This is a genomic window from Collimonas sp. (assembly GCF_035566555.1).
Taxonomy (GTDB): domain Bacteria; phylum Pseudomonadota; class Gammaproteobacteria; order Burkholderiales; family Burkholderiaceae_D; genus Collimonas.
The window spans coordinates 15,859-31,076 of the sequence record NZ_DATMRB010000006.1 but is presented as its reverse complement, the minus strand read 5'-3'; the positions used below and the strand labels follow the sequence as shown (position 1 = coordinate 31,076).

The following is a 15,218-nucleotide window of genomic DNA, read 5'->3' as shown; positions in this document are numbered from 1 at the left end:
ACCGGGTTGCCCTGCTGCTCACACAGTGCGCGTCTTCTTGCTTCCCCAGCCTGCAATCAATGTGACTCTGTCAAGAGCGTAAAATGCTCGACGGTCGGCGCCACGGCGAAAAACGGCCCTACCAGCGCGCGCCAGTCGGCAAATGCCGGCGATTCGCGGAAATCCACGGTGTGGTTTTCCAGGGTTTGCCAGAGTATGGTCAACACATAACGCTCCGGCGACTCGATTCCCTTGTGTACCTTGTAACCGGCAAAGCCAGTGGCCTTGCTGATGATCTGTTCGACTCCGCGCTGGATGGCGGCGTCGAACTCCTGTTGCTTGCCCGGCTGGATACGGATATCGGCTAATTCTAGGATCATGGGGTTTCCATCATGGTTGGTTGGCTGAATGGCGATTGTCGCATTTTTCCCATTTCCGGGTGATGGCGGACGGAATGACGGCAATCAGACTTTGTGGATTCCATGCCGATTGACTATGCTGAAGGCATAACCAGTCCATAGGAGACCATCATGTTGGGAAGACAAAGGCTTTACTTCATGTTGCCGGACGTTTCCAGCGCGCGCAGCATGCTGGACGAACTGTTGCTGGCGCGGGTAGGGATACGGAATATCCACTTTTGGGCGGCAGACGGCAAATTGCCGGCCGATATGCCAGAAGCCAACGTGTTGCATAAGACTGATCTGGCCAACGGCGCGGAAGTCGGCCTCCTGGCGGGCGGCGTGATCGGCCTGCTGCTAGGCATGTGGCTAGTGTATTTCCCGCCCGAATGGGTGCATCTCAACTGGCTGGCGCTGGTGGCGCTGACGCTGGCTGGCGCGGTGCTGGGCAGCTGGATGTCGGGCATGGCGGCGGCGGCCTTGCCGAATTCGCGCCTGAAGGCCTTCCATGCCGGGATCGAGGAAGGCAAGATACTGCTGCTGGTCGACGTGCCGTTCAAGCGCGTGCCGCAGATCGAGGAAATGCTGGAAAAACGCCACCCGGAAGCATCTTTTGCCGGCGTTGAAAAACATATTCCGGTTTTTCCATAACCTGCTTGAAGTGACGATGCAAAGGCACCGCGCCGCTGGCCGGTGCTTTTTTATGTCCGTTACGTCGTTATTCCAGCTTTCCGTCTGATTTCTCCTGATCGCGATTGTTATTTTATGCCCGCCTTCGTACACTAGCCTCCGGTTAAAAACAAAATCAATCACAGACGATTCAGCTAGTCTGGCCATCCCGCAGGCAGGACTGGCTGATCGGCATACAGGGAGGAATTCATGGCAGGATCTTATTTTCCCACGTGGCGTTTGCGCGCAAGCACGGCGGATGGAAAAGGGCAGGTCATCGCCGCCGATGAGCGCTTGCCTTGGCCGCAGACCTTTGCGATGGGTGTGCAGCACGTGGTGGCGATGTTCGGTTCGACTGTGCTGGCGCCGTTGCTGATGGGCTTCGATCCGAACCTGGCGATCTTCATGTCGGGCATCGGCACCTTGCTGTTCTTCGTGCTGGTGGGCGGCCGGGTGCCGAGCTATCTCGGTTCCAGCTTTTCCTTCATCGGTCTGGTGATCGCCGTCAGCGCCTATGGTGGACATGGCTTGAACCCCAATCTCGGCGTGGCGCTGGGCGGCATCATTGCCTGCGGCGTGCTGTATGCGCTGATCGGCGTGCTGGTGATGGCGATCGGCACGCGCTGGATCGAAACCCTGATGCCGCCGGTAGTCACCGGCGCGGTGGTGGCGGTGATCGGGCTGAACCTGGCGCCGATCGCGGTCAAGGGCGTCAGCGGCAACAATTTCGACGCCTGGATGGCCTTGGGGACGGTGTTGTGCGTCGGCGTCGTCGCGGTATTCGCGCGCGGCATGCTGCAGCGCTTGCTGATCCTGGTCGGCCTGATGCTGGCCTATGTCATCTATGCGCTGCTGACCAACGGCGCCGGCCTCGGCAAACCGATTGACTTTGCCATCGTTGCTAACGCGGCGTGGTTCGGCATCCCGCATTTCTCGGCGCCGGTATTCAAGGCAGACGCCATGGCTTTGCTGGCGCCGATCGCCATCATCCTGGTGGCGGAAAACCTCGGCCACATCAAGGCAGTGGCGGCCATGACCGGGCAGAACCTGGACAAGTACATGGGCCGCGCCTTTGTCGGCGACGGCTTGGCGACCATCGTCTCCGGCAGCGTCGGCGGCACCGGCGTCACCACCTACGCGGAAAATATCGGCGTGATGGCGGTCACTAAAATCTATTCGACGCTGGTGTTCGTGGTGGCGGCCTGCCTGGCGATCATCTTGGGCTTTTCGCCGAAATTCGGCGCCGTGATCCAGACTATTCCGGGCGCGGTGCTGGGCGGCGTCTCGATCGTGGTGTTCGGCCTGATCGCCGTCTCGGGTGCGCGCATCTGGGTCGAGAACAAGGTGGATTTTTCCGATAACCGCAACCTGATTGTGGCCGCAGTGACGCTGGTGCTGGGCGCCGGCGACTTTACCCTGAAGCTCGGGCAGTTCTCGCTGGGCGGCATCGGTACCGCGACTTTTGGGGCGATCATCTTGCACGCGCTGCTGCGACAGAGGAAAGCTTAGGATGGATTTTTAGATCGTCGCGCAACCAGAATTTCATCATGCCGCGGGGCCGTTCAGTCAACGACTGAACGGCCCCGCGCACGTTTACGCTAGATTTCCACTGACGCCAGGGTGGTGAAATTCTGGATTTTTACCGCGCCGTCAGGAAATCGGGCGATGATTTCGAGTTCGCCACCCATTGCTTCAATATGGGCGCGCAGCGAGGAAATATACATATCGGCGCGACGCTCAAGTTTGGCAATCGCCGGTTGTTCGACGTGCAGCACTTCGGCCAAAGCCTTTTGTGACAGGCCGCGAGCGCGCCGCAACTCATGCAAAGGCATTTCCTCGAGCAAAGCGTGGAATTTGGCATTCGCGCGCGCGCGCGAGGCCGGCGACATCTTGGCCTCCAGTTCGGAAAATTTCTTAGCCATCTGATGCTCCTTCCTTTCGTAATGCAGCTAAATGTTCGTCATACAGATGATCTGCAAGAGGCACATGTATGTCGTACCAACGCTGGCTGCCGGTTTTGTCACCCCCTATTAGCAAGATCGCACAGCGGCGCGGATCAAAAGCGAATAAGGTGCGGTAGGGGCGACCGGCATGCTGAGTGCGCAGTTCTCGCATGTGTGAATGCTTGGAACCATGTACGCCACTGGTGTAAGGAAAGTGTAAATCCGGTCCCAGAAGTTGCAGCAACTTAACACTGGCATGGACCGATTCCTGCTCATTCTCGCTTAGGGATTCCCACCAGCCGCCGAATTCGTCTGTATATTCAATTTCCCATTCCATTTCAAGTATTCCATAAAAGGCATATTCCATCAATGGAATATTCGCAATTTTTGTCAGGTCCAAAAAAAACGACCCGCCACGTAAGTGAGCGGGTCGTTCAGTCTAATCGGCAATCCGGGTAGCCGGTCAGCGGGAAAGTCTTAAAACTTGGTTTCCATCTCAGGTCTGCCTGGCGATCTTTGTCGCGACTTTGGGAGCAAGCGCAGGTTTGAATTCCATCCGCAGACTTTTCAGCAGGCAAACCATATACAGCACCAGCACCACTGAAAACGGCAAGGACGCCAGCACGATGGTGGTCTGGATGGCACTGATATTGTCTGCAAACATCAGGCCCACCGTCACCGCCATGATCAGCGCCGACCAGAAGATACGCAGCCAGTGCGGCGCGTCGCCTTCGTTGTCGGTACCGCGGACCGACAGGTTGGCCAGCATCACCGCACCGGAATCGGCCGGCGTCAGGAACAGTACGAAGCCGACGAAGATCGCCACGCCCGACATGGCCGTGCCGAACGGATAGTGCGCCAGCAATTTGTACATGGTCATGGCGGGTTGCTGCAGCGCGGTCTGGCTCAGTTCGGCGGCGCCGTGATTGATCAGCAGGTCAAGCGCGCTGTTGCCAAACACGGACAGCCATACCAGCGTGAACGCCAGCGGCAGCAGCAACACGCCGGTCACCACTTCGCGGATGGTGCGGCCGCGCGAGATGCGGGCAATGAACAGGCCGACGAATGGCGCCCAGGAAATCCACCAGGCCCAGTAGAACAGGGTCCACTTGCCGAGCCAGTCGCTGGGGCGGTCGTAGGCGTACAGGTCGAAAGTCTTGCCGACAAAGTTGCTGACGTAGTCGCCCAGGTTCTGGATCAGGGCGTTCAGCAGGTGCAGCGTTGGTCCCATAGTCAAAGCGAACAGCAGCAGGCTGGCAAACAGCACTACGTTCAGGTTAGACAGGCGGCGGATTCCGGTCTCGATGCCGGAAATGGCCGCCAGCGTGGCGACGATGGTCATCACGATGATCACCGCCAGCAGCGAGCTATGGCTGTTTTGCAGTCCGAACAAATGTTCCAGGCCGGCGCTGATCTGCAGCGAACCGATGCCGAGGTTGCTGACCAGGCCCAGCACGGTCACCACGATGCCGAAACAATCCACCGCGTGGCCGGCAGCGCCGTGCACGCGTTCTCCTAATAAGGGATACAAGGCTGTGCGTAAAGCCAGAGGCTGCTTGTGGCGATAGGCGAAGTAGCCCAGCGCCACGGCGATCAGCGCATAGATGGCCCAGCCGTGCAGTCCCCAGTGGAGAAAGGTCAGGGTCATCGCCTGGCTGGCCGCCGCCGGCGTGGCGGCTGCGCCCTGGGGCGGATACAGGTAGTGGGTCAAGGGTTCCGAAGCGCCGAAGTAGAGCAGCGAAATGCCGATCCCGGAAGAGAACAGCATGCCGGCCCAGGCGCCGTAGCTGAAGGCCGGCTGTTCGTCATCGGCGCCGAGTTTCACCTTGCCGTATGGCGAGACCGCCAGCCAGATGATGAAGCCGAGGTAGGCGGCTACCACCAGCATGTAATACCAGCCGAAGCTGGCGGCCAGCGTCACCTGGGCTTGCGATAGCCAGGCGGTCGACGCTTGCGGGAAGGCGATGATGACAATGGTGAAGGCGATGATCAGCAGGGCTGACGAAAAGAAGACTGGCCGGTTGAGGCGGATCTTGGCCGGCACACTGCCGGTGATGGTGGCCGCCGCGCTCATTTGTTCTGCCCGCGGGTTGATCGCATGGATGGTTGGTGTCTCGTTGCATCCATGTTGGATTGTTGTTGCATTTGAATAAACCTCGTTCCGATTCTGTTGCCGGGTATGGATATTGTTGTCAAAAGAAAAATCTTGTGTTGTCACTGACATCACAATGAGAGCCTAATCTTAAATTGATTGAACGTCCAATCAATTTAAATTATACTGCACACCCAGCGGACTGACGGACCGCTTTCCGCGAACGCAATGGGAGAGTGAGTTGAGGAAAAGAAACGAGATGCTGCCGCTGCGCCGCAAGCAGCTGATCCAGGCGACGCTGGAAGTGATCGACCGGGTCGGCCTGGCTGACGCCACGATTGCCCTGATCGCCAGGCAAGCGGGCTTGTCGACCGGCATCATCAGCCATTACTTCGGCGACAAGAGCGGTTTGCTGGAAGCCACCATGCGCCAGATCCTGCACGACCTGAGCGCGGATACCCGCCGCCGCCGCGAGGAACTTGGCGACGACCGCGCCGCCGCCCACCTGCGCGCCATCGTCGACGCCAATTTCAACGACAGCCAGGTGAGCGGACCGGTCATGAAAACCTGGCTGGCGTTCTGGTCTTCCAGCATGCATCAGGAATCTCTGCGCCGGTTGCAGCACGTGAATGACCAGCGTCTGCGTTCCAACCTGTGCTGCCAGTTCCTGCGCGAACTGCCGCTGGCGCAGGCGCGCCAGGCTGCGCGCGGCCTGGCGGCCATGATCGATGGACTATGGCTGCGCGGTTCCCTGGCCGGCACGGCTTTCGATGCCGATGCGGCTCGCCGGCTGGCTTACGAATATCTGGATTACCAACTGGCAAAAAGCACCGGCGCCAACGCTGCGGCCTGATCTTTGACCTATCTGACAGCAACCCATTGAGGAGAATCTGCATGCCTGTTTTCAAGCAACAACAAATTTACATCGGCGGCCGCCGTGTCGACGCCAGCGGCAGCGATACCTTCCAGACCATCAATCCCGCCAACGGCGAAGTGCTGGCGGAAGTCCAGCGCGCCACCAAGGAAGACGTCGACCGCGCCGTCGCCAGCGCCAAGCAAGGCCAGCGCATCTGGGCCGCGCAAACCGCGATGCAGCGCTCGCGCGTGCTGCGCCGCGCGGTAGCTATCCTGCGTGAGTGCAATGATGAACTGGCTGAGCTGGAAACCCTGGATACCGGCAAAGCCTTGTCGGAAACCCGCGCGGTCGACATCGTCACCGGCGCCGACGTCCTCGAATACTATGCCGGTCTGGTGCCGTCGATCGAAGGCACGCAAATCCCGCTGCGCGAAAGTTCATTCGTCTACACCCGCCGTGAACCGCTGGGTGTGGTGGCCGGCATCGGCGCCTGGAATTATCCGATCCAGATCGCCTTGTGGAAATCGGCGCCGGCGCTGGCGGCCGGCAATGCCATGATTTTCAAGCCGAGCGAAGTGACGCCGCTGAGCACGCTCAAGCTGGCCGAAATCTACACCGAAGCAGGCTTGCCTGACGGCGTCTTCAACGTCCTCACCGGCAGCGGCCGCGAAGTCGGCACCTGGCTGACCGAACACCCCGGCATCGAGAAAATTTCCTTCACCGGCGGCACTGCCACCGGCAAGAAGGTGATGGCGAGCGCTTCCAGCTCGACCTTGAAAGAAGTGACGATGGAACTGGGCGGCAAGTCGCCGCTGATCGTGTTTGCCGACGCCGACCTGGAACGCGCCGCCGACGTCGCCGTCATGGCCAACTTTTACAGCTCGGGTCAGGTCTGCACCAATGGCACGCGGGTATTCGTGCACAGCTCGATCAAGCAGGCGTTTGAAGCCAAGGTGCTGGAGCGGGTGGCGCGCATCCGCCTCGGCATGCCGCTTGACGCCAACACCAATTTCGGCCCGCTGGTCAGCTTCCCGCACATGGATAGCGTGCTGTCCTATATCGAATCCGGCATCGCCCAGGGCGCACGCCTGCTGAGCGGCGGCAAGCGCGAAGTCAACGGCGCCTTTGCCCAGGGCGCGTTCGTGCAGCCGACCGTGTTCACCGATTGCCGCGACGACATGAAGATTGTGCGCGAAGAAATCTTCGGCCCGGTCATGTGCATCCTCGGTTTCGAAGAAGAGGACGAAGTGATCCGCCGCGCCAATGACACCGAATACGGCCTGGCGGCCGGGCTGATGACAGAAAACCTGAGCCGCGCCCACCGCGTGATTCATCAGCTGGAAGCCGGCATCTGCTGGATCAACACCTGGGGCGAATCGGCGGCGGAAATGCCGGTCGGCGGCTACAAGCAATCCGGCGTCGGCCGCGAAAACGGCCTGACTACGCTGGAACACTACACACGCATCAAATCGATCCAGGTGGAATTGGGCGCTTATACCTCGGTATTTTAAAAAAGACCATCGCGTCTTATCACGATACCGCACCCTGCCGCGTAAGCGGCAGCGGCAAGCAAGGAGCATCATGCAACAAGCAAAAGAATACGATTACATCATCATCGGCGCCGGTTCAGCCGGCAATGTGCTGGCCACCCGTTTAACCGAAGATGCCGACACCACCGTGCTGCTGCTGGAAGCCGGCGGCCCCGATTACCGCTTCGATTTCCGCACCCAGATGCCGGCGGCGCTGGCGTTTCCGCTACAAGGGCGGCGCTACAACTGGGCCTATGAAACCGATCCGGAGCCGCACATGAACGGCCGTCGCATGGAGTGCGGCCGCGGCAAGGGCCTGGGCGGTTCGTCGCTGATCAACGGCATGTGCTATATCCGCGGCAACGCGCTCGACTACGATCACTGGGCCAAGCGCGAAGGCCTGGAAAACTGGTCTTACCTGGATTGCCTGCCTTACTTCAAGAAGGCTGAAACGCGCGATATCGGCGGCAACGAGTATCACGGCGGCGACGGACCGGTCAGCGTCACCACGCCGAAGAGCGGCAACAACGTGCTTTACCATGCGATGGTGGAGGCCGGCGTGCAGGCTGGCTATCCGCGCACCGACGATCTCAACGGCTATCAGCAGGAAGGCTTCGGTCCGATGGACCGCACCACCACGCCGAACGGACGGCGCGCCAGCACAGCGCGCGGCTATCTGGACCAGGCGCGCGCGCGGCCCAACCTGACCATCGTCACGCATGCCTTGACCGACCGCATCCTGTTCTCCGGCAAGCGCGCTGTCGGCGTCGCCTGGCTGCACAACGAACAGCCGCAAGCGGCGCAGGCACGGCGCGAGGTGCTGCTGTGTTCCGGCGCAATCGCATCGCCGCAGATCCTGCAGCGCTCCGGCGTCGGTCCGGCCTCGCTGCTGCGCCAGCATGACATTTCGCTGGTGCTGGATTTGCCCGGCGTCGGCGCCAACCTGCAAGACCATCTGGAAATCTACCAGCAGTACGAGTGCAAGCAGCCAGTATCGCTGGCGCCTGCGCTGAAGCCGTGGAACCAGCCGCAGATCGGCGCCGAATGGCTGTTGATGGGAACCGGCGTCGGCGCCAGCAACCAGTTTGAAGCTGGCGGCTTCATTCGCAGCGACGACAGTTTCGAATGGCCGAACATCCAGTATCACTTCCTGCCGGTAGCGATCAATTACAACGGCAGCAATCCGATCAAGGTGCACAGCTTCCAGGCGCACATGGGGTCGATGCGTTCGCCTAGCCGCGGCCGCGTTCATCTGCGTTCGAAGGATCCGCGCCAGCATCCGAGCATCCTGTTCAACTACATGTCGACCGAACAGGACTGGCAGGAATTCCGCAACGGCATCCGCATCACGCGCGAGATCATCGCCCAGCAGGCCTTGTCGGCCTATACCGGCCGTGAAATCTCGCCGGGCGCGCAAGTGCAGAGCGATGCCGAGCTGGACGCCTTTGTGCGCCAGCATGCGGAAACCGCCTTCCATCCATCCTGTTCCAACGCCATGGGCTACGACCAGATGGCGGTGGTGGATAACCAGGGACGGGTGCACGGCCTGGATGGCTTGCGCGTGGTGGATGCCTCCATCATGCCGCTGATCACCACCGGCAACCTGAATGCACCGACCATCATGATCGCCGAGAAAATCGCCGATCAGATCCGCGGCCACGATCCCTTGCCGCGGGTCGACGTGCCGTATTACGTTGCAGGCAGCAATCCCGCCAGGAATTAAGCGGCGCGCATTACTCAAAGTAATAGCAGCAGGGCGGGCAAGGAGGTTTGCCCACGCGAATCTGTTGAGCATTTCATAAAAAACGATAAAACCGTCACCTGGTTTTCGTCGCGCTTCACACATGTAGCTAACTGGGGTCAGAGTGAACTTTCTGCGCGCTTTTTGCAGAAACTTCACTCTGACCCCACTTGGCGGGCTACGGAGCGCATGCTTCGCGATTGGAAAACAACGCAATCAATGTGCTCTGCCCCGCATGACTCCGTCCATTTTCTGTGATGATGTCATGGATCATGAGACTCTCAATAACTTGTCCACGCTGCATGCCCACAGCTCAATGTTTCTGCAGCACGCCAATCACCAGCGTAGCCACCGCGTAAGCAATCCCCAGCAGGCAAACCGCAGTCCAGCCGCCATGGACCCAGGCCAGCGCTGCGCTGGCCGCGCCTAGTGCGCCGCCGACGAAAAATATCCCGACAAACAAGCCATTCAATCTGCCGCGCGCTTCCGGCTGCAGCAGGTTGATGGCGCGCCGGCCAAGGGTCTGATCGGTGGTGACGCCGGCATCCAGACCGATCGCTGCCAGCACCAGCATGGCGATCGCAAGCCAGGGATGCGCGGCCACTGTAAAGCCGCCCCAGCCAGAGCCGGCGACTCCGGCCAGCAGCAGAGCTGCGATCATCGTCAGATGCGCTGCATGGCCGGCAGGGCGGGTCCAGCCGCGGTCGCCGATGCGGCCGGCGAGCGGCGCGGCGATGGCGCCGGCGGCCCCGGCCAGCGCAAACAGGGCGATATGGCGCTGATCCAGATGGAAGGGTGCTTGCGTCAGCAGCAGGGCGACCGCGGTCCAGAACAGGCTGAAGGTAGCCATCGCCAGCGCCGCGGTCAGCGCCCTGCGGCGCAGCACCGGCTGGCTCAGCAGCAACTGCCACAGGGATTTGATCAAAGCCAGGTAAGACAGGCCGGCCGCCGGCTGCCGTCGCGGCAGCGTGCGGCTCAGGGTGGCCGCCACCAGCGCCACCGACAGCGCCAATACCAGATACAGCAAGCGCCAGCCGCCGAGATCCACCAGCAGGCTGGCCAGCGGCCGCGACAGCAGGATGCCCAGCATCAGGCCGCTCATCACATTGCCGACCACGCGGCCGCGGTGGGTTTCGGGGGCCATCAGGGCGGCCAGCGGCACCATGATCTGGATCGCGCTGGAGGCGCTGCCGGCCAGGAAGATCGCCAGCAGGAACAGCCAGCCGGAAATCGACACCGTGGCCGCCGCCAGCGCCAGTGCGCAGCACGCCAGCAGGCTTACGATCAGGCGGCGGTTTTCCAGCAGGTCGGCCAGCGGCACCAGCAGGATCAGGCCGGCAGCGTAGCCCAGCTGCGGCAGCATGGCGACCATGCCGCTCAGGCGGGCGTCGAGTCCCAGCGCCGCTGCGATCGGGGCGATCAGGGTCTGGGTGGCGAACAGGTTGATCACGGTGATGCCGACCGCGGCGGCAAACAGCATCTGCAGCGCGGCTGAGATGCCGTCGCCGGCGGCAGCTGGAGCGGCGGGGCTTGCGGCTGGATAGGCGGTGTTGGAAGGCAACGGTGCGTTCATGGCATTTTATGCGGCGAGGCTGGCAGCGGGAGCGGCGGAGTCCTATCCCTGGCCAGCATTGTTTCGATGCAATGATTGTGCATTACCGATCTTTATGCTACAAGTGAATTATTGTCATAACTATTATGCGAGTTTGTTGTGAATACCCATGACATCGAAGCATTCGTGGCCGTGGTCGAGACCGGTTCGATCATTGCCGCCGCCGCCCGCCTGCATCTGACCCAGCCCGGCATCAGCAGGCGCGTCCAAAGCCTGGAAGAGCGCCTGGGAGTGGCTCTGCTGGAACGGCAGTCGAAGCCGCTCAAGCCGACTGCCGCCGGCAAGGAAGTCTACGAGCGCGGCCGGCGCGTGCTGGGTTCGGTCGCCGATCTCCTCGCCGGGGTAGAGCCGGGATCGCAGGCAAGCGGCGAATTCCGCCTGGGAGTGGCGCCGTTCTTGGCGGAGCTGGCGCTGACGCATCCGATCGATTGCCTGCGCAGCGAATTCGCCAGGTTGACCTTGCGTATCACCACCGGCTGGTCGCCCGCCTTGCTGACGCTGTTGGAAAGCAATGCGATCGATGCCGCCGCCGTAGTGCTGCCGGACGATGTCATGCCGCCGAATACGCTGACGACGCATCTGCTGGGGCATCAAATCCCCCTGATTGTCGCCAGCAAGGCATCCTCGTTGTGCAGCAAAGGCAGCGTGTCGCTGGCGCAACTGGCGCAGCATTCCTGGGTGATGAACCAGGATGGCTGCGGCATACGCCGGTCGATCCGGCATGCGCTGGATGCGGCGCGCTTGCCGATCGATGTGGCGGTGGAAACCTTCGGTACTGAACTGCAGCTGTCGCTGGTGGCGCGCGGCGTCGGCATCGGCATGATCATGCCCGGCGCCTGGGCGCGCAGCGCTTTCCGCGATCAGCTGAAAGTGCTGAACGTGCCCGAGTTCAAGGGCGGCGTGAATACCTGGCTGTTGCATGCCCGGGCACCCGGCCGGCTGGCGGCGCCGCTCGAACGCTTGCGGCTGGATATGAGCGCGATGCTGGAGGAGGAGCTGAGCTTGCTGCCCTGAGCCGTACGGAAAGCTGTCGGCCCCAAAGAAAAAGCGACCCGTATGGGTCGCTTTTCACATCGACAGAAAATCCTGTCTGAACCGGCTTAGTAAGCGCCCATGAAATCGCGCTTGCCGATTTCCACGCCGTTGTGGCGCAGGATGTCATAGGCGGTGGTGACGTGGAAGAAGAATTGCGGCAAGCCATAGCCCAGCAGGTAAGTCTGGCCGTTCAGTTTCTTTTCTTTCGGCGTGCCAGGGCGCAGGACGATTTCCAATGCTTCGCTGGCGTCGATTTTTTCTGCCGACAGGCCGTCGATGAAGGCCAGCGTCTTCTGGATGCGGGCATGCAGGTCGGCGAAGCTTTGCTCATTGTCTTCATAGGAAGGGACTTCAGCGCCGGCCAGGCGTGCCGGCACGCTCTTGGCGAAATCGGCGGCGATCTGCACCTGGCGCACCAGCGGGAACATGTCCGGGAACAGGCGTGCCTGCAGCAGCGCATTCGGATCGATCTTCTTTTCGGTGACGTGCGCTTCGGCTTTTGCCAGGACGTCGCTAAGGGCGTTCAGCAATTGCTTGAAGACGGGAATGGAAGTGCTGTACATGGAGATGCTCATGAGTATTCCTTGGTTGGTGGTCGTGCAATGCGGGAGGAAAGGTGCATGATTATAGTGCTTGCCTGCCGAGTCCGCTGAGCGCGGCCGAATTGCCTAAAGACCAAGCAGTTTGCGTTTGGTGGCGACCCATTCGGCGCGCGAAATCAGTCCTTGCTTGTATTGTTCCGCTATCCGGTCCAGCTGGTCGAAATCGACCGGCGGCCGTCCTGCGGGGAGTACCGGCGGGACGGCCGCAGGCGCCGCGATCACAGGCGTAGTAACGGCCGACGCTGCGATAACAGGTTCAAGCGTTGCTGATGCAACAATTGCGGGTTCAGGCATTTCAGGTTCAGGAACTGCAGGCGCTGCGATGACAGGTTCCGGGACTACGGTTTCAGGAAGCGCAGGTGCGGGCAACAGCAGTATGGGCGCAGGCTGGCCGGCCGCGATCTTTTTTTCAATCGCGCTCTTGAGCAGAGTGAAACGGGAAAGTTGCCGGCTGCTGAACAATATCGTGTTGGCATCGCTGGCGGCGCGGATCAGGCTGGCGTCGACCGCCTCGCCATTGACCAGGAAAAAGCGGATATAGCCGTTGCTGAGGAGGTTGGGCAGCTGGATGCGGACCCCGCTCAGCTCGCTGAGCAAGATGTCCTTGCCGCCATTGCGGGCCTGCGTCAGGCGGGCCATGGCGCCCGCGCGCTTGATCTGGATCCGGTCACTGAGTAGCGTTACCTGGCCGTTAACGCCCCGTACTTGCATCTCTACCTGTATAACCGCTAGCCCCACGTCTGCTTACCCTGTATTTACTGTCTATTTGGCGTCATCTCAGCACATAACGCTGATACTTATAGTCAGTTAATGTAACACCGGCCGCAAAATGAATAAAGACGCCAGACCGAATTTACGGCGTGGCGTCTTTGTTTGTTTCTGTGTGGAAATTTCCTGGCGGCTTTTACTTGCTCCAGCCGTCTTTCAGGGTCACGGTCCGGTTGAATACCGGCTTGCCTGGCTGCGAATCGATGCGGTCGGCGATGAAATAGCCGTGCCGTTCGAACTGATAGCGCTCTTCCGGCTTGGCATCCTTCAGGCCAGGCTCGAGGTAGGCGGTGATCACTTCCTTGGCGTCCGGATTGAGGGCGGCCTTGAAGTCCTTGCCGCCGGCATCCGGATGCGGATCGGTGAACAGGCGGTCGTACAGCCGCACTTCGGCCTCCAGCGCATGGGCGACGCTGATCCAGTGGATGTTGCCCTTGACCTTGTAGTTGGCGCTGCCTTCGGTGCCGCTCTTGCTGTCAGGGAAATAGGTGCAATGTACTGCCGTGACCTTGCCATCGGCATCTTTGTCGAAGCCGGTGCACTCAACCACGAAGCCGTGGCGCAGGCGGACCCGGCTGCCCGGCTTGTCGGCGGTCGGCGGGAACAGGCGGAAATAGCCTTTTACTGGCGTTTCCATGAAATCTTCCTGCTCTATCCACAACGTCTTGCTGATAGGAAAATGACGCAGCGCGGTAGCATGTTCCGGATGCGCAGGCGGATAGACCGGCGCATTGCAGGCCACGGTTTCGCCTTCCGGGAAATTGTCGATGATCAGCTTCAGCGGCCGCAGCACTGCCGAGGCGCGCGGCGCTTTCGGGTCGAGGTCTTCGCGCAGCGCGCCTTCGAGCGAGCTCATGTCGATCCAGCCGTCCGATTTGGTGACGCCGGTGCGCTCGCAAAACAGTTGCAGCGATTCCGGCGTGAAGCCGCGCCGACGGATGCCTACCAGGGTTGGCATGCGCGGGTCGTCCCAGCCGTCGACGATGCCTTCGTCCACCAGCTGGCGCAGCTTGCGCTTGCTGGTGATCACATAGGTGACGTTGAGGCGCGAGAATTCGTACTGGTGCGGCACCGGCTTTTGCAGGAAACCGGCGCTGCTCAGGTGTTCCAGGATCCAGTCGTAGAACGGCCGGTGATCCTGGAATTCCAGGGTGCAGACCGAGTGCGAAATGTTTTCCAGCGCATCGGAAATCGGGTGCGTGTAGTCGTACATCGGATAGATGCACCACTTGTCGCCGGTACGGTGATGGTGGGCGTGGCGGATGCGGTAGATGGCCGGGTCGCGCAGGTTCATGTTGGGCGACGCCATGTCGATCTTGGCGCGCACGATGTGCTCGCCATCCTTGAACTCGCCCGCTTTCATGCGGCGGAACAAGTCCAGCGACTCGGCCGCAGAGCGGTTACGGAACGGCGAATCCTTGCCGACTTCGCCGAAATTGCCGCGGTTGGCGGCCATTTCCTCGGCGCTCTGGCTGTCGACATAGGCCAGGCCGGCAGTGATCAGGTACTCCGCCATTTCATACAGCTTGTCGAAATAGTTGCTGGCGAAGTACAGATGCTCGCCGCTGCCGTCTTTCCAGTCGAAGCCGAGCCAGCGCACGCTGTCGATGATGGTGTCGACGTATTCCTGCTCTTCTTTTTCCGGATTGGTGTCGTCGAAGCGCAGATGGCAACGGCCGGCGTAATCGCGCGCCAGGCCGAAGTTGACGCAGATCGACTTGGCGTGACCGATGTGCAGGTAGCCGTTAGGCTCCGGCGGAAAACGCGTGACCACTTGCGGCAACGGCTGACCCTGGCTGTCCTGGCGGCCGGCATAGGCGCCAGCCGTCAAATCGGTTTCGATGATGCCGCGCAAGAAATTGGACGAGGCTGGTGCAGGTGGGGTGTGGCCGTTGGTGTGGTCTGTGCTCATGGAAGATTTATTTATACGCTTTGCAGAATGAGGTGATGACTCATTTTACCGTAGCGTGGCGCTTTGCAGGCGTCACCTGCGG

General features: G+C 60.8%; 14 protein-coding genes. 6 read left to right on the top strand and 8 right to left on the bottom strand.

From position 1 onward, the window contains the following. Positions 1-56 precede the first annotated feature (56 nt). A complete protein-coding gene (locus VNZ65_RS00760) occupies positions 57-359 on the bottom strand; it encodes an antibiotic biosynthesis monooxygenase family protein (RefSeq protein WP_325665092.1) in 303 nt (100 codons plus the stop codon). Between the two features lie 150 nt (positions 360-509). On the opposite strand from VNZ65_RS00760, the gene VNZ65_RS00755 reads away from it, so the two are divergent. Continuing rightward, complete coding sequence (locus VNZ65_RS00755; RefSeq protein WP_325665090.1) at positions 510-1,028, top strand: DUF1269 domain-containing protein; 519 nt, start codon at positions 510-512, stop codon at positions 1,026-1,028. Between the two features lie 228 nt (positions 1,029-1,256). Beyond that, positions 1,257-2,555 (top strand): solute carrier family 23 protein, encoded by a 1,299-nt coding sequence (locus VNZ65_RS00750; RefSeq protein ID WP_325665088.1) that lies wholly within the window; start codon positions 1,257-1,259, stop codon positions 2,553-2,555. Positions 2,556-2,644: 89 nt separating this feature from the next. Here the strand turns inward: VNZ65_RS00750 and VNZ65_RS00745 are convergent, their stop codons facing one another. The 3 genes from VNZ65_RS00745 to VNZ65_RS00735 form a co-directional block, all read right to left on the bottom strand. Then, complete coding sequence (locus VNZ65_RS00745) at positions 2,645-2,935, bottom strand: XRE family transcriptional regulator (RefSeq protein ID WP_325665086.1); 291 nt, start codon at positions 2,933-2,935, stop codon at positions 2,645-2,647. A 25-nt stretch (positions 2,936-2,960) separates the two neighbouring features. Further along, a complete protein-coding gene (locus VNZ65_RS00740) occupies positions 2,961-3,326 on the bottom strand; it encodes a type II toxin-antitoxin system RelE/ParE family toxin (protein ID WP_325665119.1) in 366 nt (121 codons plus the stop codon). 159 nt (positions 3,327-3,485) lie between these two features. Further along, on the bottom strand, positions 3,486-5,063 hold the full coding sequence (locus tag VNZ65_RS00735) for a BCCT family transporter (RefSeq protein WP_325665084.1): 1,578 nt from the start codon (positions 5,061-5,063) through the stop codon (positions 3,486-3,488). A gap of 277 nt (positions 5,064-5,340) precedes the next feature. On the opposite strand from VNZ65_RS00735, the gene betI reads away from it, so the two are divergent. The 3 genes from betI (at position 5,341) to betA (ending at position 9,189) form a co-directional block, all read left to right on the top strand. Beyond that, entirely contained in the window at positions 5,341-5,934 is a 594-nt protein-coding gene (betI, locus tag VNZ65_RS00730) for a transcriptional regulator BetI (RefSeq protein ID WP_325665117.1), read from the top strand. Between the two features lie 41 nt (positions 5,935-5,975). Next, on the top strand, positions 5,976-7,448 hold the full coding sequence (gene betB, locus VNZ65_RS00725) for a betaine-aldehyde dehydrogenase (RefSeq protein ID WP_325665082.1): 1,473 nt from the start codon (positions 5,976-5,978) through the stop codon (positions 7,446-7,448). A gap of 70 nt (positions 7,449-7,518) precedes the next feature. Then, positions 7,519-9,189 carry a choline dehydrogenase gene (gene betA / locus VNZ65_RS00720; protein WP_325665080.1) on the top strand — a complete coding sequence of 557 codons (1,671 nt, stop codon included), beginning with the start codon at positions 7,519-7,521 and terminating at the stop codon, positions 9,187-9,189. A gap of 331 nt (positions 9,190-9,520) precedes the next feature. Here betA and VNZ65_RS00715 read toward each other — a convergent pair whose 3' ends face one another. Further along, positions 9,521-10,780 (bottom strand): MFS transporter, encoded by a 1,260-nt coding sequence (locus VNZ65_RS00715; protein ID WP_325665078.1) that lies wholly within the window; start codon positions 10,778-10,780, stop codon positions 9,521-9,523. Positions 10,781-10,918: 138 nt separating this feature from the next. Here VNZ65_RS00715 and VNZ65_RS00710 point away from each other — a divergent pair, with 138 nt between their 5' ends. After that, positions 10,919-11,833 carry a LysR family transcriptional regulator gene (locus tag VNZ65_RS00710; protein WP_325665076.1) on the top strand — a complete coding sequence of 305 codons (915 nt, stop codon included), beginning with the start codon at positions 10,919-10,921 and terminating at the stop codon, positions 11,831-11,833. 86 nt (positions 11,834-11,919) lie between these two features. Here VNZ65_RS00710 and VNZ65_RS00705 read toward each other — a convergent pair whose 3' ends face one another. The 3 genes from VNZ65_RS00705 to VNZ65_RS00695 form a co-directional block, all read right to left on the bottom strand. Beyond that, complete coding sequence (locus VNZ65_RS00705; RefSeq protein ID WP_325665074.1) at positions 11,920-12,429, bottom strand: DUF1993 domain-containing protein; 510 nt, start codon at positions 12,427-12,429, stop codon at positions 11,920-11,922. Between the two features lie 93 nt (positions 12,430-12,522). After that, a complete protein-coding gene (locus tag VNZ65_RS00700; protein WP_325665072.1) occupies positions 12,523-13,167 on the bottom strand; it encodes a DUF4429 domain-containing protein in 645 nt (214 codons plus the stop codon). 193 nt (positions 13,168-13,360) lie between these two features. Next, positions 13,361-15,136 carry a glutamine--tRNA ligase/YqeY domain fusion protein gene (locus VNZ65_RS00695; protein ID WP_325665070.1) on the bottom strand — a complete coding sequence of 592 codons (1,776 nt, stop codon included), beginning with the start codon at positions 15,134-15,136 and terminating at the stop codon, positions 13,361-13,363. Between the last annotated feature and the right edge of the window lie 82 nt (positions 15,137-15,218).

Excerpts from the sequence above, each read along its gene's own strand:
- VNZ65_RS00760 (WP_325665092.1), bottom strand. The coding sequence starts at position 359 with ATGATCCTAGAATTAGCCGATATCCGTATCCAGCCGGGCAAGCAACAG.
- VNZ65_RS00755 (WP_325665090.1), top strand. The coding sequence starts at position 510 with ATGTTGGGAAGACAAAGGCTTTACTTCATGTTGCCGGACGTTTCCAGC.
- VNZ65_RS00750 (WP_325665088.1), top strand. The coding sequence starts at position 1,257 with ATGGCAGGATCTTATTTTCCCACGTGGCGTTTGCGCGCAAGCACGGCG.
- VNZ65_RS00745 (WP_325665086.1), bottom strand. The coding sequence starts at position 2,935 with ATGTCGCCGGCCTCGCGCGCGCGCGCGAATGCCAAATTCCACGCTTTG.
- VNZ65_RS00740 (WP_325665119.1), bottom strand. The coding sequence starts at position 3,326 with ATGGAATGGGAAATTGAATATACAGACGAATTCGGCGGCTGGTGGGAA.
- VNZ65_RS00735 (WP_325665084.1), bottom strand. The coding sequence starts at position 5,063 with ATGAGCGCGGCGGCCACCATCACCGGCAGTGTGCCGGCCAAGATCCGC.
- betI (WP_325665117.1), top strand. The coding sequence starts at position 5,341 with ATGCTGCCGCTGCGCCGCAAGCAGCTGATCCAGGCGACGCTGGAAGTG.
- betB (WP_325665082.1), top strand. The coding sequence starts at position 5,976 with ATGCCTGTTTTCAAGCAACAACAAATTTACATCGGCGGCCGCCGTGTC.
- betA (WP_325665080.1), top strand. The coding sequence starts at position 7,519 with ATGCAACAAGCAAAAGAATACGATTACATCATCATCGGCGCCGGTTCA.
- VNZ65_RS00715 (WP_325665078.1), bottom strand. The coding sequence starts at position 10,780 with ATGAACGCACCGTTGCCTTCCAACACCGCCTATCCAGCCGCAAGCCCC.
- VNZ65_RS00705 (WP_325665074.1), bottom strand. The coding sequence starts at position 12,429 with ATGAGCATCTCCATGTACAGCACTTCCATTCCCGTCTTCAAGCAATTG.
- VNZ65_RS00700 (WP_325665072.1), bottom strand. The coding sequence starts at position 13,167 with ATGCAAGTACGGGGCGTTAACGGCCAGGTAACGCTACTCAGTGACCGG.
- VNZ65_RS00695 (WP_325665070.1), bottom strand. The coding sequence starts at position 15,136 with ATGAGCACAGACCACACCAACGGCCACACCCCACCTGCACCAGCCTCG.